General features: G+C 70.1%; 21 protein-coding genes. 20 read left to right on the forward strand and 1 reads right to left on the reverse strand.

Features of this window, described 5'->3' with window-relative positions; all coding sequences use genetic code 11:
• Positions 1-201: 201 nt before the first annotated feature.
• Complete coding sequence (locus tag AF1_RS33790; RefSeq protein ID WP_084263409.1) at positions 202-969, forward strand: NUDIX domain-containing protein; 768 nt, start codon at positions 202-204, stop codon at positions 967-969.
• A 4-nt stretch (positions 970-973) separates the two neighbouring features.
• On the opposite strand, the gene AF1_RS33795 is transcribed toward AF1_RS33790, so the two are convergent.
• A complete protein-coding gene (locus AF1_RS33795) occupies positions 974-2101 on the reverse strand; it encodes a regulator (RefSeq protein ID WP_084263408.1) in 1128 nt (375 codons plus the stop codon).
• 527 nt (positions 2102-2628) lie between these two features.
• On the opposite strand from AF1_RS33795, the gene AF1_RS34865 reads away from it, so the two are divergent.
• From AF1_RS34865 to AF1_RS27760, 19 genes are all read left to right on the forward strand, one after another.
• Positions 2629-2772 (forward strand): hypothetical protein, encoded by a 144-nt coding sequence (locus tag AF1_RS34865; RefSeq protein WP_157419314.1) that lies wholly within the window; start codon positions 2629-2631, stop codon positions 2770-2772.
• Complete coding sequence (locus AF1_RS27685; protein WP_067805654.1) at positions 2769-3116, forward strand: WhiB family transcriptional regulator; 348 nt, start codon at positions 2769-2771, stop codon at positions 3114-3116. Before AF1_RS34865 ends, AF1_RS27685 begins: the two co-directional genes overlap by 4 nt.
• A 1-nt stretch (position 3117) precedes the next feature.
• Entirely contained in the window at positions 3118-3585 is a 468-nt protein-coding gene (locus tag AF1_RS27690) for a DUF3307 domain-containing protein (protein WP_067805656.1), read from the forward strand.
• Positions 3586-3720 carry a hypothetical protein gene (locus AF1_RS36670; protein WP_255218845.1) on the forward strand — a complete coding sequence of 45 codons (135 nt, stop codon included), beginning with the start codon at positions 3586-3588 and terminating at the stop codon, positions 3718-3720. It begins immediately after the preceding gene.
• Positions 3717-4559 carry an NUDIX hydrolase gene (locus tag AF1_RS27695; protein ID WP_242608869.1) on the forward strand — a complete coding sequence of 281 codons (843 nt, stop codon included), beginning with the start codon at positions 3717-3719 and terminating at the stop codon, positions 4557-4559. Before AF1_RS36670 ends, AF1_RS27695 begins: the two co-directional genes overlap by 4 nt.
• 150 nt (positions 4560-4709) lie before the next feature.
• A complete protein-coding gene (locus AF1_RS34870) occupies positions 4710-4868 on the forward strand; it encodes a hypothetical protein (protein WP_157419316.1) in 159 nt (52 codons plus the stop codon).
• A gap of 187 nt (positions 4869-5055) precedes the next feature.
• A complete protein-coding gene (locus tag AF1_RS27700; RefSeq protein WP_067805659.1) occupies positions 5056-5643 on the forward strand; it encodes a hypothetical protein in 588 nt (195 codons plus the stop codon).
• Between the two features lie 225 nt (positions 5644-5868).
• Positions 5869-6264: an RRQRL motif-containing zinc-binding protein gene (locus AF1_RS27705; protein WP_067805661.1), complete on the forward strand. Its 396-nt coding sequence runs from the start codon at positions 5869-5871 to the stop codon at positions 6262-6264.
• An 18-nt stretch (positions 6265-6282) separates the two neighbouring features.
• Entirely contained in the window at positions 6283-6489 is a 207-nt protein-coding gene (locus tag AF1_RS27710) for a hypothetical protein (protein WP_067805665.1), read from the forward strand.
• 3 nt (positions 6490-6492) lie between these two features.
• Positions 6493-7533, forward strand: coding sequence for a conjugal transfer protein TraI (locus AF1_RS27715; RefSeq protein WP_131732714.1), 1041 nt, complete (start codon positions 6493-6495; stop codon positions 7531-7533).
• The gene (locus AF1_RS27720) at positions 7526-7840 is read left to right on the forward strand and encodes a hypothetical protein (RefSeq protein WP_131732715.1); all 315 of its coding nucleotides are present in this window, start codon (positions 7526-7528) and stop codon (positions 7838-7840) included. Before AF1_RS27715 ends, AF1_RS27720 begins: the two co-directional genes overlap by 8 nt.
• A complete protein-coding gene (locus tag AF1_RS27725) occupies positions 7840-10062 on the forward strand; it encodes a hypothetical protein (RefSeq protein WP_067805675.1) in 2223 nt (740 codons plus the stop codon). Before AF1_RS27720 ends, AF1_RS27725 begins: the two co-directional genes overlap by 1 nt.
• A gap of 241 nt (positions 10063-10303) precedes the next feature.
• Positions 10304-10660, forward strand: a complete 357-nt coding sequence (locus tag AF1_RS34875) for a DUF397 domain-containing protein (RefSeq protein ID WP_067805678.1) — start codon at positions 10304-10306, stop codon at positions 10658-10660.
• The gene (locus tag AF1_RS34880; RefSeq protein WP_157419321.1) at positions 10657-11562 is read left to right on the forward strand and encodes a hypothetical protein; all 906 of its coding nucleotides are present in this window, start codon (positions 10657-10659) and stop codon (positions 11560-11562) included. Before AF1_RS34875 ends, AF1_RS34880 begins: the two co-directional genes overlap by 4 nt.
• Entirely contained in the window at positions 11559-12704 is a 1146-nt protein-coding gene (locus AF1_RS36885) for a DNA cytosine methyltransferase (protein WP_067805685.1), read from the forward strand. The genes AF1_RS34880 and AF1_RS36885 overlap by 4 nt, the downstream gene beginning before the upstream one ends.
• Positions 12701-13558 carry a bifunctional DNA primase/polymerase gene (locus AF1_RS27745; protein ID WP_067805687.1) on the forward strand — a complete coding sequence of 286 codons (858 nt, stop codon included), beginning with the start codon at positions 12701-12703 and terminating at the stop codon, positions 13556-13558. The genes AF1_RS36885 and AF1_RS27745 overlap by 4 nt, the downstream gene beginning before the upstream one ends.
• A 3-nt stretch (positions 13559-13561) precedes the next feature.
• A complete protein-coding gene (locus tag AF1_RS27750) occupies positions 13562-15037 on the forward strand; it encodes an ATP-binding protein (RefSeq protein ID WP_067805689.1) in 1476 nt (491 codons plus the stop codon).
• Between the two features lie 387 nt (positions 15038-15424).
• On the forward strand, positions 15425-15661 hold the full coding sequence (locus tag AF1_RS27755; RefSeq protein WP_067805690.1) for a helix-turn-helix domain-containing protein: 237 nt from the start codon (positions 15425-15427) through the stop codon (positions 15659-15661).
• Between the two features lie 66 nt (positions 15662-15727).
• A complete protein-coding gene (locus AF1_RS27760) occupies positions 15728-16993 on the forward strand; it encodes a tyrosine-type recombinase/integrase (RefSeq protein ID WP_067805691.1) in 1266 nt (421 codons plus the stop codon).
• Positions 16994-17025 lie beyond the last annotated feature (32 nt).

Below are 17025 nucleotides of genomic sequence, written 5' to 3' on the forward strand. Positions count from 1 at the left end.
CTGATGCTTCAAGGAAGCTGCCTTGGTCATCGTGATCCGGGGTAGCCGTGATCAGCGGGGGAGCGGTCGTCACCGGTCGTTGTTGGTCGTCCAGGGGCACCCTCTGACGGCCCACAGACGGCCCGGGGTGGACAGGCGGCGCGCCACTGCTCATCGCCTTAACATAGAGACACAGGTTCACGAATGAAGGGCTGCCGCCTGATGGGTGAGGTCGCTACTGGAGTCGAGCAGGCGATTCGTGGATGGATCGCATCAGGTGAGCTACAGCCGGGAGCACGACTGCCCGCAGAACGGTCTATGGCGCAGGAGTTCGGTGCCGGCCGTACGACCGTGCGACAGGTGCTCGCGAAACTGGTAGCCGATGGGACGCTGCGAGTTACCCACGGCAGCGGCTACTACGTAGCGGACACCTACGAACGTGCCACCCAAGGACGCGCGCTTAAGCCATGGAAAATCCACGGCGAGCGGACGGTCTACGACAACCGGTGGGTTCGTCTCGGCCTGATGGACGTCGAACCGCCTGGCATGGAGCGTTTCGAACATCACGTTGTGCACCTACAGCGGGTCGCTATTGCCGCAGTAATCGATGAGCGGAACCGCGTCTTGATGCTGTGGCGCTACCGCTTTACACCTCGCCGCTGGGGATGGGAGCTGCCCGGCGGAATCGTCGATGAAGGGGAGAGCTCGCAGCAAGCAGCACTCCGCGAAGTCGAAGAAGAAACCGGATGGCGCCCGCGCTCCCTTGAGCACGTCATCACATATGAACCGATGGTTGGAATGGTTGACTCACCACACGAGATCTTCATTGGTCGCGGAGCCAGCCACGTAGGCAATCCAACCGACATCGAAGAATCTGGCACCGTCGCCTGGATTCCCCTCACCGAAATTCACCGTCTCCTTAAAAAGGACGAACTGATGGGCTCTGGAACTCTAGTTGCCCTGCTGCACGTACTTGCTTTCGGCGACTGAGGGATTATTTCACAGCCTCGCCAAGCCGGGCAATTCGCCTCCGATAGCGCACGGAACCTGTCCGATTAGCCAGGAGCTTCGCCTCGCGAACCTGCCGTGCCGCATCTGCGTACTCGCTACGTACTAGATGCGCTTCGGCAAGGTCGCAATGCAGCCCTGCGCGTGCTCGAACAAAAGTCGGGTCCAGCGACTCTAGGACGCCATACTGAGTGGAGATCGCTGCTTCATCCCCCAGCAACACCAGCGTATGTCCGGTCCACCGGTCGAAATGTTCAACGTTCAAGAAGATACTGGCCACAGCTTCGTCGCGAGGATCAGCCGTATCCGGCATCGACTGTGCTGCCTTCTCCAGCGCGCAGCGCGCTCCTGTTGGATCACGAGAGAGAGCGCGCAATTCAGCCTCAGCACTTAGGAGCCAAGCGCGAAGTTTGGCCGAGAGTCGGGAACCGCCAAGGCGAAAAGCTTCAGTCACTAGATCCACGGCAAGCTCGGGACGGCCAGCATCCGCCAAGACGAACGCCTGTTCTCCCATCGCATGGGCGAGATAGAGGACGTCATCTGCTTCCTTGGCGGCTTGCTTGCCCATCTCGTAATGCCGCCAAGCCCGATCGGCCGCGCCCACGTCGAGCGCCTGCCAGGCCGCAAGTGTAGCCGCGCCCGCGAGTTCTCTTGCGACTGGCCGTCGGGCGTCCGGAAGGACCGCGAATGTCAACGCCTCTTGCAGGGTGCCAAGATGGGCATTCATCTGATCGACGATGCTGATTGCACCAACCATCCGGTCTTGAGTGCGTAATAGCTCCGTTTGGCTAGTGAGGGTGTCCACCATGGACCTGCTCACTGCATGCGCCGTGTCGATCTGCCGGATTAGCTCGTCATAGCCATCCGCTTCTTGGGGCGCGATCTCCTGAATTAGTTCTTCACTGGTCCACCCCAGGAGGGCGCGGAGGATCGTCGTGTACGGCTCGGCAATCGGACGCCGGCCGTTTTCCCAGTCTGAGATGTAGACCTTCAGGCTTGCCGAGCTGGCGACGGTGATCTGGGGATGACTCACCACGTAGCGCTCAATCTCGCCGCGCAGACGGCTTTGCGACCACCCGCGCGCAGCTCTTGCCTGCTTCAGACCAAGGGGCATTGGGGTTCAACTCCAACCACCTGTCCGTCTCCTGACCTTGAGGATGCCTCAGACGAGACCGGAGGCAACAGGGGTTAACCGCCCCTAGTTAACCCCTGCCAACTGTTTACGCAGGTCATCGCCAGGTTTTCTGTATCTACAGCGACCAACCGACACAGCGGGTCTCGAACCAGTCCCGCAAACTCCTTGACAGTGGTGCGAACCAAATCTAGATTGGTGCGCACCAAAGCACGACAAGGGGCCCCGGACAGATGGGGCCGAGGGACCCGGACCCCTGGTCAACCGGAGGGCCAGAGACGTGAAGGTCACGTCTCCGCCTGACACGGGAGCGCGCTCCCGAAGACGAGATCTCTGTGCATGAACGCCCTGGCCGAAGACCGGGGCGGCTCCGACTGAGCGTCGTCCCCGCCGTGCTGCGCGGCGGGGACGACGCACCTCTCCCGCTCATTCCACTCCCTCAGATCCCCGGCCGCGGGCGACCGTCCGCCGGCCGAACGAAGCGCTGACGAAGCAAAGGAGATCCCGCTGTGATTCCTCAGAAGGGCAAGTTCGGACCCTGGATCGCTGGTCTGGTGATCGCGGTGTTCGCCTTCCAGAACCCCGAGAAGGCCGCGTCGCTGATCAACCAGTTCTTCGACGCGGTCGGCCGGTTCGCGGGGGCGCTGGGATGACCGCGCCGCCCCTGGAGAAGCCGATCACGGCGCCCGCGTCGGCGCCCGCGTCCGTGGCCCTGGGCGCGGTGGAGTTGGGCGCGCTGGACCTGCGGGGCAGGCCCGTCGCCGGTGCTCAGTGCCGGTTTGACCCCGACCTGCACACCGGCCCGGACGGCGCGGAGTCGCCGGCCGAGCGCGCGGCCCGCGAACTGGTGGCCGCCGAGGTGTGCCAGGCGTGCCCGCTGCGTTACGCGTGCTTTGAGCTGGCGATGCGGATCCGCCCCACGCACGGGGTGTGGGCCGGTCTCACCGTCGCCCAACTGGACGCGCTCGCCGGCCTCGACCTTGACGAGGTGGCCTGAGATGTTCGGCGCCGATCCGGTGGTGTTCCCCGCGGTGTTCGCCGCGCTGTACGCCGCGCACGAGGTGGGGGATCACTGGTTGCAGACGCACGGGCAGGCGTCCGGCAAGGGCGCGGCGGGGTGGGTCGGCCGGGTGCTGTGCGCGCGGCATGTGGCCGTGCTGACCGCGGTGAAGGCCGCCGCGCTCATCCTCGCCGCCGTGGTGCTGGGCTTGCCGGTGAACCCCTGCGCGGTGGCGGTGGCGCTGGTGGTGGACGCGGTGTCGCACTACTGGGCCGACCGGCGTTCGACGCTGCTGGCGCTGGCCGACTGGCTGGGCCGCACGCTGGTGGCCGGGAAGGGCGAGTTCGCCCGGCTCGGTGACGGCGCCGCCGCCCCGGTCGGCACGGGCGCTTATGCCCTTGATCAGTCCTGGCACGTGGGGTGGCTGTTCGTTGCGGCGCTGCTGGCCTCTGTGGGGGTGGCGTGAATGGTCCGCCCGAGTGCGCTGATCACCGGCGCCCGCGGCGTCGCGCGGGACCCGCACGCCCGAATCCATCTGCTGATCGCGCTGGTGTTCCTCGTGCTCGCCGGCGCGGTGCTGCTGATGGGAGGCGTCCAGTGAAGATCCGGCTGACCGGCCTGCCCGCCGAAGTCACCGCCGCCGCCCGCATCGCCGGCGTGCTGATCGTGCTGGAGACCTCCCGGCCCTACCCGCGCCGTGGGAACTCGGCGCTGGTCTCGCTCTACCTCGACATCACCCTCGACGCCCCCGCCCGGCGGGAAGGACCGAACCGCCCCATGAACAGCGTGACCTACACCCACCCCGACGTACTGACAACCGGCGTCGCCCAGGGATGGGCCGACCCCGAGACCGACCCGGCCCGAATCGACTGGACCACCCGGCAGCACGCCGCGGCGATTCCCTTCGAGGTGATCGGCGGGCGCCCGGTCAACCCGTGCGAGCGCACGCCCGTCCGCTACGGCCGCAACGAGCTGGGGCACTGGGGCGAGGCGCTGGCCGCCGACGCGCTGGTGTCGCTGTCCGACCCGTCCGGCCGCCGCTGGATCCTCATGGTGGAACGCTCGGACGGGCACGGCTGGGCACTGCCCGGCGGACACCTCGACCCCGGCGAGACCCCCACCGCCGCCGCGGTCCGCGAGCTGGAGGAAGAGACCGGCCTGGCGGTTGCGTCCGCGCACTGGACGGCGACGGCGCCGCGGTACGTGCCCGACCCCCGCGCCTCGGATGAGGCGTGGATGGTCACCGTGCTGTGCACGGCCGACCTGGGACGCTTCGACCGCCTGAACTTCCCGCCGGTGGCCGGCGCCGATGACGCCCGCCGCGCCGAGTGGGTGCCCGCCTCCTCCTACAGCGTCCTTACCGCCGTGCTGGCCGAGGTCTACGGCGGGCGGGTGTTCGCCGCGCACGTCGACATGCTCACCCGGGCCCTGGACGGCTGACCGGCGACCGACCGGCGACCGACGTTGCGTCCGGCCGCTCACCCTACCGCCCCCACCGCGCCCGAGGCGCCCGCCCAGACCGCCGCGCCCGCTGCGGGCGCCCACGACACCCGACCCGTTCCACCGAACAACACCGAGGAGACACATCCCATGGGCAAGCCGACGCTGATCAAGACCACCTGCACGTCCTGCAAGGGCACCGGGGACGAGCGGGTCGCCAAGCCGTCCCGGTCCCGGATCCCCGGCGAGGCCCGGTCGGACTGCCGCGCCTGCCGCGGCCAGGGCCACCACATGATGCCCGCGCGCTGACCCCCTGTGCGACCCCGGGACGCCCGAACTTCCAAGCACTGGCGTCCCGGGGCTCCTCCTCAAGGAACTCAAGGAAGGAACTCCCCACGATGGCCGACAACCCGACCAAGGGCAAGTCCTCGACGTGGCCCAACGGTGAGCCCAAGTCCGTCCGGGACGCCTACGACGCCAAGACCGGCAAGAAGAAGTGACCGGCATGATTTTCGTCTTCAACGACCGTGACGACCGTGACCGCGCCTCCGACGGTGTCAGCCGGTTCGGGGTGTACCTGCGCCGCTACCCCAAGCTGTTCGCATCCGACGAGGACGGCGCGGTGACCGCCGACCCGGCCGCGTTCACGGCCGCCGCGTGGCGGGTGGCCACCTCGCCGATCATGGCGCCGCCCTATCTGGACTGGACGGCCGAACGCCTCCAGTCGGTCACCTTCACCCACAGCGAGCACGCCCCCGCGCTGATCACCCGCGCGCAGGTCGCCGTTCCCCGCCCGGATGTGCTGGCCGCGGTGCGGGGGTTCGGCGACTGGGACCGGGGCGACCGCTGGAACCGCGGCTACCACACCCCCGCCGACCACGCGGTGTCGTACCGCCCGGCGCTGCTGACCAGTGCCCTGCTGCTGTTCCACATCGACGCCGGTGAGCTGCACGTCCCCCAGGACGCGCCCCAGGCGCTGACCGCAGACGACGCCAAGGCGTCGGTGAAGCGGCTGGCCGCGCTGCTGGACGCCCGGATGGCGCCGGTGCTGGCCGCCCTCGACCCACAGGGGGGCGCGCGATGAGTTCGTGGAACGAGTGCCCCACCTGTGGGACCGCCTACGACACCCCGGCTCAGGCCGCGCGCTGCCGGGAGAGCCACTGACATGGCCGCGCAGATCTCGGCGTGCTGCAAGGCGCCGGTGAAGGCGACCATGACCAGTGTCCGATGCTCTAAGTGCGAGCGGCGGGTCACGCCGCTTGGGCTCATCGGCGGTCCCCGGTTCATCGACGGTCCCGGGCGGTAGGTGATGCCGGCCGCCGCGAGCGTGGTGTTCATGGACCCGGCCGGGGACCGCTTCGGTATCCCGACGTGGTCGTGGGGCATGGCGCCCGCGCACCTGCTCACCCGGGCACAGCTCCGCGAGCGCGGGCTGTGCCCGGGTGGGCAGCCGGTGGCGGGCCAGATCCTGTGGCGTTCACGGCAGGCCGCCCGCAACGGATGGATCCGTGCCGCGTTCCTGTACGACGTGCGCCGGGCCAAGCCCCGCCGCCCCGCCACCCCCGCCCAACTGGAGGCGCTGGCCAAAGCCCTGGCCGCGCGGCGCACCTGCCCCCGCTGCCGCCGCGATGTGGGCTACGTCCTGCCCCAACGCATCGGGGCCTGCCTGACCTGCGCGGACCGGTGGGAAATCGACCGCGCCTGACCGAAAGGAGCCCCCGTGATGAGCACCGCACAGATGATGCGGCGCACGGGTGTGCTGCCGCTGGCGGCGGCGCTGCTGCTGGTACTGGCGGTGGCCGCGCTGCGGCTGGTGTCCCTGGCGGCGGTGGTCATCGCCGCCGCCGTCGATGGTGTCGCCGAACTGGCCACCGACGCGCTGACGTCGGTCGCGGGGGCGTCCGGGCCGCTGGCCCACGAAAGGAGGTAGATGATGACCGCTCAAGCTTCGACACCCGACCCCGACGAGGTCGGCCAGGGCATCAACGCCCTGGAGGCGTACCTGGCCGCCCAGCGCCCCAACCAGCGGCACCCCGAACAGCAGCAGCCCGAACAGCAGCGGCCGGTGCCGGTTGAGGAACCTGCGGGCCAGACCCGGCGTGTCCGCAAGCTGGCGGGCCAGGTCGCCGAAGCGCACCACCTGGCCGAGTTGCAGGACGACGACACCCCGCTTCTGCTGGACTCGGGCAGGGTCCGCAAGCGGCGCCGCAAGGCGCACGAGGCGGCCCGGCTGCACAAGCTCGGGCAGGACCCGGCGATGCGGGCATGGCAGGCCGCGCGGATGCGCAGGCTGCTGGTGGCCGCGGGCATGGTGGCGCTGACGCTGGCGCTGGCCTGGTCAACCGCCGGTGTGCAGGCGTTCGCCGCCGGCGACGCCAAGGACTGGTCACCGCCGTGGGTGTTCGCGTGGCTGGTTGAGCCGTTCATGTCGCTGGCGCTGCTGACCGTGGTGGGCGCCAAGGCGTACCTGGGCACCCGCGGGCAGCCGATCAAGTCCGAAAAGCTCGACCGGATCGAGTACGGGTTCCTGGGCCTGACGCTGACCATGAACGCCTGGCCGTACCTGCCCGGCGTCGCCGACACCTTCGAGTTGTCCCGGCTGGTGCTGCACATCCTCGGGCCGATCGTCGCGGTGGCGGTGGTGACCGCGCTGCCGATCATCCTGGAGGCGTTCGCCCGCCTGGACCACCGCCCGGCCGGGGCGGGGGTTACCGGGCCCCTTACTGCCCCCGCGTACAGCGCGGACACCGGTGCCGACCGGCCCGCCGGTAACCCCCCGGGCAGTGGCTCGGGCGGCGGCGTGGAGCGGGTTGACGTGGCCGCGCTGACCGACCGGGCCCGGCTGCTGATCGCCTCGGGCGACCTGCCCGCCGCACCATCGGCCAACGCCCTGCGCCAAGCCCTGCGGTGCGGGATGGACACCGCCCGCCGCGTCCGCGACGAGTTGCGCGGGGGTGGTGGCCGGGATGAGTGAGCCGCAGCACCGGGGGAAGCCGGGGCGCGCCGGCCCGCCGCCGAGCTTCGGCGCCTCCTCCTCCCCCGTGCGGTGGGAGGAGGAGGCGGCCGACCCGCTGGTGGTGTGGGTGCGCTGGCACGTGGTGGAACTGGCCGGTGTGGGCGTGCCGCTGGGCCTGGGTGTGGCGGTGTCGTGGTGGTTCGTGCTGCTGGCGGCCGGGGTCGCCGGTGTGTGGGCGAGCCAGGAGACCCGCCAGGCCCACCGGCACCGCCAGTTGAACACGGCCGCGCCTACGGCCATCGACGCAAGTGAGGAGACCGAATAATGGGCGACACCAGCAAGGCCAGCGAGCTTGCCACCGTGGTGCGGCTGCCCGTTGACCACCGCGAACAGCCCCACAAGTCCGGGAAGTCCGGACAGGCAGAGGAAGTCGAGGCGGTGTCGGGGCGGGTGCTGACCGCCGCCGAGTACGCGCGGATGTTCGGCCAGCGTGAGCAGGCGTTCGCGCGGTGGCGCGGCTACCGCTCCGATGCGGTGTGGGCGGCGCGTGCGGTGCGGCGGCTGGCCGCCGACGACCGGACCCGGTTCGTGGCCCGCAACGTCTGGTATGTGCCGGTCGGGGCGGGTGTGGTGGCCCGGCGGGTGTGGGAGGCCAAGACCAACTCCCGCTACGAGCGGATGATGCGCGCCGCTGAGGCCGCCGGCGACTTCGAAGCGGTCGCCGAGTGGGAGCAGCGCGCCGAACAGGCCCGCCAGCGCCGTCACCAGCGGGTGATGGACTGGATCACCAACCCTGTCCAGTTCGTCAAGACCGCCGCCGTCAGCGTCGGTACCGGACTGGGGGCGCTGCTGGGGCTGGGTGTGGCGATGGCGGTGTCCGAGGACGACCCGTCCCAGGTCGGGGCCCCGCTGATGGGCGCCGCCGCCGTCGTGCACGGCGCGGTCGTCGCGGTGGAAACCGCGTGGGGCCCCGCCATGGCGGCGGCGCCGTGGGCGGCGGCGGCATGGCTGTGGAACGAGGGCCGGCGCCGCGGCACCGGCGTGCCCGGCTGGCTGGCCGCACCCGCCGCCGAGGGCGCCGACACCCACACGGTGGTCACCGCCGACACCATCGTGCTGGCGTTGCAGCACCTGAAGATCCCCGAACTGAAGAAGGCGTTCAAGGACGGGTGGGTGCCGACCTTCGACCCGGCGCCCGTCCGCGACGGGCAGGGCTACCACGCGGTGTTCACCCTCCCGCTGGGGGTGACCGCCGAAATGGTCGCCGACCTGCGGCCGGTGCTGGCCCGCAACCTGCACCGCACCGAGATCGAGGTGTGGCCCGCCGACGCCGACAAGACCGGGACCGGCAAGGCCGGATCGGTCGATCTGTGGGTGGCCGACGCGGGCGCGCTGTCCCGCAACGCCCCCGAGTACCCGCTGCTGCACGAGGGCACCGCGGACGTGTTCACCGGCGTCCCGGCCGGGGTGTCGCCGCGCGGGGACGCCATCGTCGTGCCGGTGGTGGCCAACAACGTGGTGGCCGGCGGGCAGATGGGGCAGGGCAAGTCCAACGCCTGCCGCGTCGTGATGCTCGGTGCGGCGCTGGACCCCCTGGCGGAGCTGGATGTGTTCGTGTTCGCCAACAACGGCGACTTCGACTCCTACGCCCCCCGCCTGGCCCGCTACCACAAGGGTGTGGACGACGAGACCGCCGCTGCCGCGCTGGCCCGGCTGCACGAGCTGTACGCCGAGGTCGGCCGCCGCGAGAACCGCCTCGCCGAGCTGGGCGCCAAGAAGGTCACCCGCGGCCTGGCCGAACAGCACGGCGACCTGCGCCCGATCGTGGCGCTGTTCTCCGAATGCCACGAGCTGTTCGGACACCCCCAGTACGGGGACCAGGCCGCCGAGCTGGCCACCAAGACCGCCAAACGCGCCCGCAAGACCGCGATCACACTCATGTTCGACACCCAGTCCTCCCGCAAGGAGGCCATCCCGCCCAAGCTGGTGGAGCTGGTCAGCGTGAACGCGTGCTTCTACGTCAAGACCTGGCGGTCCAACGACGGGTTCCTGGGCGACGGGTCGTTCGCCGCCGGGATCCGCGCGACCGAGCTGCGGCCCGGCCGCGACCGCGGCACCTCCCTGATCACCGGGGTGTCCGACGCGCCGTTTGAGCTGCTGCGCTGGTACTTCGTCGAAGTCGACGACGACACCGGATACGACGCCGCCGCCGACGTCATCGCCCGCGCCATGGCCCAGGTCAACCCGGCCACCCCCGTGCAGGCCACCACCGAGCCCACCACGGTCGACAACCGTGACCTGCTGGACGACCTCGACAAGGTTCTCGGCACCGAACGCGTCCGGCTGGCCGACGTACCCGCGCTGCTGCGCGACCTGGCCCCCGCCTGGGGCCCCTACCTCGCCCTCACCGGCGCGCAGCTCCGCGAGCGGCTCACCGAGCTGGGGGTCAAGACCACCAACAAGGGCAACGTCCCCCGCCTCGACCCCGCCGACCTCCGCCACGTCATCGCACAGAAGGCCACCGCCGACCTGGACGACGACGAGTGAGTTAGGCGGCCGCCACCCCCTCAAAATCCCTCCCAGGGGCCCGGTCAGGGGCGGCCGTCTAACCCTCCTAACCCGGCTAACCCACCTAACTTTCCGCAGCTCAGCGGCCAAGTGAGGGGCGGCCGGGGCGCGGGTGAGAAAACTAACCCGCCCGCCGGTCACCTCACCCCCCCAACACCCGGCCCGCCGCGCCCGCGGGGCCGCTCCGACCCATGCCCAAAACCCCGAACGGGAGGACCCCATGCCGCACCGGCGCAACGACCGAACCACACCACCGACCGCCCCGGACCGCTGGCGAGTCTCGTCCCACTGCGGCGCCTCCAACACCTGCATCGCGCTCGCCCCCGCCCCCGCCGGCGTCGCCATCCGAGACCAGGCCGACCCGACCGGACCGACCCTCAACCTCACCCGCACCGCGTTCGCGAACCTCCTCAACGCGATCAACCCCCGCACCGACTGCCCCAACTGCCGCGGTCACGCCACCGTCCACCCCGCCGCCAACTCCCACGCCGCCAACTCCCACGCCGCCGGCCGGTGGCGCTGCGGATGCGGCCACCGCTGGACCACGCACCGGCCCGCCGGGAGCGATGCCGCATGACCCGGCCGCACAGCGAAACGTCGGCTCCGGCCGCCCACGACGCGTCGCGTTCCACCGGCACGGCACGACGCCTGTGCGCATGGTGCGATCGGCCGATCCCCGCCACGATGCGGCGCGATGCGGTGTGCTGTTCGGTGCGCTGCCGGCAGGCACGGCACCGCTTCAACCGCACCGTCGGCGCCCCCGCCACCGGCACCGGTATCGGGGGAGGCGTCGTGGATGGCCGTCCGCTACGGCTGGCCTATGCCGACCCGCCCTATCCGGGCAAGGCATGGCTGTACCGCGGCCACCCCGACTACGCCGGCGAGGTCGACCACGCCGCCCTCATCACCCGACTGGTGACCTATGACGGGTGGGCGCTGTCGACCTCGGCCGCCGCGCTGCCCGCCGTACTGGCCCTGTGCCCGCCCGGCGTGCGGGTGGCCGCCTGGCACCGCGGCGAACGCCCCACCCGATCCCGCCGGCCGCTGAACGCCTGGGAACCGGTCATCTACGCCGGCGGGCGCCCCGCCGACCCGTCGCGTCTGTCGGCGACAGACGCGACGCGTCGGGTCGACTCCCTGGTTCACGGGGTCTCACCCATGACCACGCTGCCCGGCCGCGTGATCGGCGCCAAACCCGCCGCGTTCTGCCGCTGGGTCTTCACCCTTCTGGGCGCCGCCCCCGGTGACACCCTCGATGACCTGTTCCCCGGCTCCGGCGCCGTCACCCGCGCCTGGGCCGCCTACACCGGCCAGCCCGACCCGTCACCCCAGGCCCTAAACGACGCGTCGCCCCCCACCATGGCGCAACACGACGCATCACCACCAGGTGGGCCCGACGCGTCGCACCTGCAGACACCACGCGTCGCGCCCCCCGGCGAACACGACGCCTTCCCAGCCACCGGGAGTGATGCCGCATGACCGTGTTGGAAGGGTTCGCCGGCGCCGGTGGCCTGTCGGAGGGCGCCCGGATGATCGGTCTCGCCCCCACCCTGGGCTTTGAGGTCAACGCCGACGCCTGCCGCACCGCCCGAGCGGCCGGACACCCCCGCGTGCAAGCCGACGTGCGCGCCCTGGACCCCGCCCGCCTCGGCGGCACCGAGGGCTGGATCTCCGGGCCGCCCTGCCCGACCTACGCCGCCAGCGGCAAACGTTCGGGCCGCGCCGATTACGGCGCCGTCCTGGCCGCCGTCGAACACCTCGCCGACACCCAGCGCCCGCGCTGCTTCCTGGACGGCATCGGCGCCGAGGTCACCGACCCGCGCACCGCGCTGGTCCTGGAAACCCTCGACCTCGCCCTGTCCCTGCCCCGCCTGCGGTGGCTGGTGGCCGAACAGGTGCCCGCCGTCGCCGGCATCTGGCGGGAGATGGCCGCCGAACTGGCCGCCATGCACCGGTGGGACGCCTGCACCGTGCTGACCCTGCGCGCCGACGACTTCGGCGCCGCCACCCGCCGCACCCGCGTCTTCCTCATCGCCACCCGCGACGGCGCCCCCGACCTGACCGGCCTGCCCTACCGGAACCGGTGGGACTGCCAACGGTTCGGCCCCGGCCCCACCGACCGGCCGCCCCACCCGCTCACCCCGTTCCCGGCAACGTCGATGGCCGCCGCTCTCGGCTGGCCGACCGGCGTACGGGTCAACACCCGCGGCAACCGCCAAACGTCCGGCGGCAACGAGTTCTCCGCCGACCGGCCCGCCCTGTCACTGACCGGCAACGGCGCCCGCACCTGGTACCGCACCGACCACGGCCCCACCGCCGGACGCCTCACCGACCGCGACGCCGGACGGTTGCAGACCTTCCCACCCGACTACCCCTGGCACGGATCCCGCTCCGCGCGGTTCCAGCGCATCGCCGACGCCGTACCCCCGGTGATGGCCGCCGCCGTCCTCGGCGCCGCCACCCGCCGACCCTGGCAGCACGCCGTATGGAACCGCCTCACCGACCTCTACGGCCACACCCGCCCCGACGTCCCGCACACCCGGACGTGCACCGACCGGCCCGACGCGCCGCAACTCGACCTGTTCACCCTGCCCATGCCCAAGGAGGAGACCGCAGCATGACCAACCCGGACGGGCCCCACCTGCGCACCGCGCTGAACCTCGCCGCGGCCGGCGTGCCGCCGCTGCCCCTGCGGGCAGCCAAGGTGCCGTTCGGGAACTGCCGCGCATGCACCAACGGCGCTTGCGGCGGGCGCCCGAACATGAAGGTCCCGGGCCCCTGCCGGTGCCCCGGCCCCTGCCACGGGTGGGCCGCGGCCACCCTCGACCCGCACGTCCTGACCTCGCCCGCGTGGGCCCCGGCATGGCGGCAGGCCGGAGCGGTCGCCTACCACCCCGGCGGTGCCGGGGTGACCGTGGTCGACCTCGACAACCCGGCCGCCATCGCCTGGGCCCGCGCGGCCCTGCCCGCCACCCGCACCGTCGCCACGACGCGCGGCGAGCACTGGATCTACCGGGGCGTCTTGCAGTCGGTGAACGCGGTCCGGCCCGGCGTCGACATCAAGTCGCTCATGTCCTACGCCCGGTGGCGCGGTCCCGGAACCGGCACCATGACCGACCTGCCCACCGCCATACGCGCGCTGGCCACCATCAGACCCGCCGCCAGACCCGCCGCCGTCTCACCCGCACGCCCCGCCGTCACCGTGCCCGGCGGGGGCGGGCAGTGCCCCCACCGCACGCCCACCTACCTTGACCGCGGCATCGCCATGGCCGAACAGCGCATCACCGACGCCCAAAGCGCCGTCCACACCACCGTGTACCGCACGTTCCTGGCCGTGCTGTCCACCCACGGCCGGTGCGGCTGCCTCACCGACACCCACATCACCAGACTGTTCACCGCCGCGCAGGCCAAGGGCGAATCCCCCCGGCACTGCACCGACGCGTGGACCAACGCCCGCACCAGGTTGGGACTCTAAGCCATGGCCGACGACGACAAGACACCGGCCCGCCAGGTCATCACCGACTACGCCCAAGCCCACTTCCGGTACTTCCGCACCGCCGACGGGACCGTGTTCGCCCAGCACAACGGCCACCCCGTGGCGCGGCCGATCCGCTCCCAGGGCACCTCGGGCAGCCACCGCCAGGAACTCATGGTCGGGCTGTTCAACGACGGGCACGGCGTGTTCAGTGGAACCGCCCTCAAAGAAGCGCTCGACCTGATCGAGGCGCTGGCGGTGACCCAGGACGTCCAATCCGTCCACATCCGCGTCGCACCGGGATTCGACGGTGCGACGTGGCTGGACCTGGGGCGCAGTGACGGGCAGTCGGTCCGTATCCACCCCACCGGCTGGGACGTCCGCACCCCCGACCCCCGCGAGGTGTGCTGGCGCCGCACCCAGCTCACCGGCGAACTTCCCCTGCCCGCCGCCGACACAGGCGGCAAAGGCATCGATCTGCTACTGCGGCTGTGCAACTTCGCCAACCCCGAGACCGAATGCCTGGCTGTTGCCTGGCTCATCGGCTGCCTGGGCCCATCGGTGCCCGTCCCCGCCCCCTTCCTCACCGGCCCCCAAGGCGCCGGCAAATCCACCGGCGGCCGGATGCTCGTCAGAATCATCGAAGGCATGAGCGGTGACCTGCGCCGCGCCCCCAAAGACGAAGAGAACCTCATCGCCGCCGTAGCGGCCGGATGGGTCACCGCGCTGGACAACCTGTCCCACCTGGCCCCCGACCTGTCCGACCTCATGTGCTGCATCGTCACCGGCGCCGAAACCATCAAACGCGCCCTGTACACCGACGGCGACGTGGTCCGCGCCCGCTACCGCCGGCCCCTGCTGCTGACCGGAATCGACGTCGGCGTCATCCGGCCCGACCTCGCCGAACGCCTCCTGCCGCTCCGCCTGGAACGCCCCGCCGTCCGCCGCACCGAAGCCGAACTGTGGCGCGACTTCGAAGAAGCCCTCCCCGCCATCCTCGGGTCCCTGCTCGACCTCACCGTCAAAGTCCGCGCCGCCGAAGCCGACATCCCCACCGACCTGCGCATGGCCGACTTCGCGCACCTGTGCGCCCAACTCGACGCGGCCACCGGCCTCGGAGCCCTCAACGCCTACCGCACCAGCCTGGACGACCTCAACGACGACGTCATCGAAGGAGACCTCCTCGCCCAAACCGTCCTCAAACACGCCGCCGACCTCACCCCCGGCGACCCGACACGGATGACCTCCACCCAATGGCTCCACACCCTCACCAGCCTGTACACCGGCGACGACCACCGCCCCCTACCTAAAGGCTGGCCCACCACCGGCAAAGTCCTCTCAGACCGCCTCAAACGCCTCCAACCCACCCTCGCCGCCCGCGGCGTCCTCATCGACTGGGGCCGCATCAACCAGAGCCGCTACATCGAAATGACCCGGACCCCGGGGCCGCCGCCACCCCAGCAAGAGTCAATCCTCTGACGCCGGAGGACAGGCAAGAAGAGCACCCCGGGCGCCCCGCCAGCTCGCGGGAGAGACGGAGGCGGGTGCTCTTCTTCGAACCGTGGCGCCTACTACAACACACCCCTTCTCTTGTCCTAAGAGAAGAGAACCTGCGTCACCTGCGTCACCCAAGGACACAAACCCGCCCCTGACCTGCCGCAACAGAGGTGACGCAGAACGGCCCGGCTGCGTCACCTCTGCGTCACCTGCGTCACCTCCGTGACGCAGCCTGCGTCACCACGTGACGCACCCCGAAACCTCTGCGTCACACAAACCCGCAGGTCAAAGACGCAAGTGACGCAGATGACGAAGGTGACGCAGAAATCCGCGACTAGGACAGCCCGACCATCGAGAGGGATCCCCTTCATGGACACGGACGACACCGCCGGACCGCCGTTTTCCACTTTGCGCAACGGGCTCCCAGACCGCTACCTCACCCCCGAGGACATCGCCTCGCTGTTCTCCGTGCCCCTGGAAACCGTCTACCAGTGGCGCAAGAAGCGCACCGGGCCGCCTGGGTTCCGCGTCGGTAAACACCTTCGCTACGACCCGGCCGCAGTACGCCAATGGGCTACTGAGCGCATGGCGGCAGACACCGCCTGAGCGAACACCCAGCACCCACCCCGATAGACCAACTCTTCCCAATTCTGAGAAGGGAACTTCCGTCGTATGGCCGGCCACATTCAAGACCGCTGGTTCAAGACCGAGATCATCAATGGGAAGCCTCAGCGCGTGAAGACCACGCGTCACGGTACGGGCAAGCGCTATCGCGCCCGCTACATCGGACCCGACCGTACTGAAAAGAGCATGTCGTTTCCCGACGGACAAAAGCGCCTCGCAGAGAAATGGCTGGCACAGACTGAGGCCGACATGTCGCGTGGCCAGTACATGGACCCGGCCGCAGGCCGGACAACTTTTCGCCAGTACACGGAAAGGTGGCTCGCTGCACAGACCACCGACATCACAACCCGCACGTCCGTCACCGTTCAACTCCAGCGTCATGCAATCCCCTACCTCGGGTCGCGCCCGCTGGGTTCCTTCCAGCCCGCTCACATCAGAGACTGGCTGAGCGAGTTGGAGAACGCCGTTCCGGCGTCGTCGTACCGCCGTGTCATCTTCAGCAGTGTCTCTGCTGTCCTAAGCGCGGCCGTGGATGACGGGCACCTCCTCAAGAACCCGTGTCAGGCACGCTCGGTGCGCCCGCCCGCAAGCGGAAAGGGCCGAGTAGCGCCCTGGACCAGCGACCGCGTATTCCGTGTCCGCACGGCACTCCCTGAGCGTTACAGAGCGATGGTGGACCTGGGCGCCGGATGTGGACTCCGGCAAGGTGAAATCTTCGGGCTTCCGGTCGATGAGGTCAACTTCGACTCTGGCTGGCTCCGCATCGCCTATCAAATCAAAGTCGCAAACGGCCACCTGGTGTTCAGTCCACCGAAGCGCAACAAGGAACGCGACGTTCCACTACCAAGCAGCGTGTCCCAAATACTCAGAGTCCACATAGAGAAACACCCACCCGCAGAAGTATCACTGCCATGGCTCCGTCCTGACGGACCACTAGTCACAAAGAAGATTCTCTTCACCCGGAGCGGCGGCGTAGGCGCAGTTCGCCGAACCGACTTCAACGTTCGGGTATGGAAACCCGCCCTCGTGGCGGCTGGAGTCATCCCCCACCCCGAACCAGGTGCCCGCCACCAGTCCGCCCGGGAACACGGGATGCACGCTCTTCGGCACTTCTACGCCTCTGTCTTGCTGGACGCCGGCGAGAACATCAAGGCACTCAGCCAGTACCTGGGGCACACCGACCCAGGGTTCACCCTTCGCGTCTACACGCATCTGATGCAGAGCAGCGAGAGCCGCTCTCGCAGGGCCGTAGATGGCCTATACGAGGGCACCGATTCCGACTCAGACGGCCCAGAGACGGCCCAAGGCACTTAGCCCAGGCGCGGGCCGACGGTTGCGCAACCGTC

The organism is Actinomadura formosensis NBRC 14204, assembly GCF_001552155.1.
Taxonomy (GTDB): Bacteria; Actinomycetota; Actinomycetes; order Streptosporangiales; family Streptosporangiaceae; genus Spirillospora; species Spirillospora formosensis.

Coding starts and splice junctions, on each gene's coding strand:
- AF1_RS27755 (WP_067805690.1), top strand. CDS start 15,425: ATGGACACGGACGACACCGCCGGACCGCCGTTTTCCACTTTGCGCAAC.
- AF1_RS27705 (WP_067805661.1), top strand. CDS start 5,869: ATGCCGGCCGCCGCGAGCGTGGTGTTCATGGACCCGGCCGGGGACCGC.
- AF1_RS27710 (WP_067805665.1), top strand. CDS start 6,283: ATGAGCACCGCACAGATGATGCGGCGCACGGGTGTGCTGCCGCTGGCG.
- AF1_RS34875 (WP_067805678.1), top strand. CDS start 10,304: ATGCCGCACCGGCGCAACGACCGAACCACACCACCGACCGCCCCGGAC.
- AF1_RS33790 (WP_084263409.1), top strand. CDS start 202: ATGGGTGAGGTCGCTACTGGAGTCGAGCAGGCGATTCGTGGATGGATC.
- AF1_RS27685 (WP_067805654.1), top strand. CDS start 2,769: ATGACCGCGCCGCCCCTGGAGAAGCCGATCACGGCGCCCGCGTCGGCG.
- AF1_RS27690 (WP_067805656.1), top strand. CDS start 3,118: ATGTTCGGCGCCGATCCGGTGGTGTTCCCCGCGGTGTTCGCCGCGCTG.
- AF1_RS34880 (WP_157419321.1), top strand. CDS start 10,657: ATGACCCGGCCGCACAGCGAAACGTCGGCTCCGGCCGCCCACGACGCG.
- AF1_RS27750 (WP_067805689.1), top strand. CDS start 13,562: ATGGCCGACGACGACAAGACACCGGCCCGCCAGGTCATCACCGACTAC.
- AF1_RS27760 (WP_067805691.1), top strand. CDS start 15,728: ATGGCCGGCCACATTCAAGACCGCTGGTTCAAGACCGAGATCATCAAT.
- AF1_RS27715 (WP_131732714.1), top strand. CDS start 6,493: ATGACCGCTCAAGCTTCGACACCCGACCCCGACGAGGTCGGCCAGGGC.
- AF1_RS27720 (WP_131732715.1), top strand. CDS start 7,526: ATGAGTGAGCCGCAGCACCGGGGGAAGCCGGGGCGCGCCGGCCCGCCG.
- AF1_RS33795 (WP_084263408.1), bottom strand. CDS start 2,101: ATGCCCCTTGGTCTGAAGCAGGCAAGAGCTGCGCGCGGGTGGTCGCAA.
- AF1_RS36885 (WP_067805685.1), top strand. CDS start 11,559: ATGACCGTGTTGGAAGGGTTCGCCGGCGCCGGTGGCCTGTCGGAGGGC.
- AF1_RS36670 (WP_255218845.1), top strand. CDS start 3,586: ATGGTCCGCCCGAGTGCGCTGATCACCGGCGCCCGCGGCGTCGCGCGG.
- AF1_RS27745 (WP_067805687.1), top strand. CDS start 12,701: ATGACCAACCCGGACGGGCCCCACCTGCGCACCGCGCTGAACCTCGCC.
- AF1_RS34870 (WP_157419316.1), top strand. CDS start 4,710: ATGGGCAAGCCGACGCTGATCAAGACCACCTGCACGTCCTGCAAGGGC.
- AF1_RS27725 (WP_067805675.1), top strand. CDS start 7,840: ATGGGCGACACCAGCAAGGCCAGCGAGCTTGCCACCGTGGTGCGGCTG.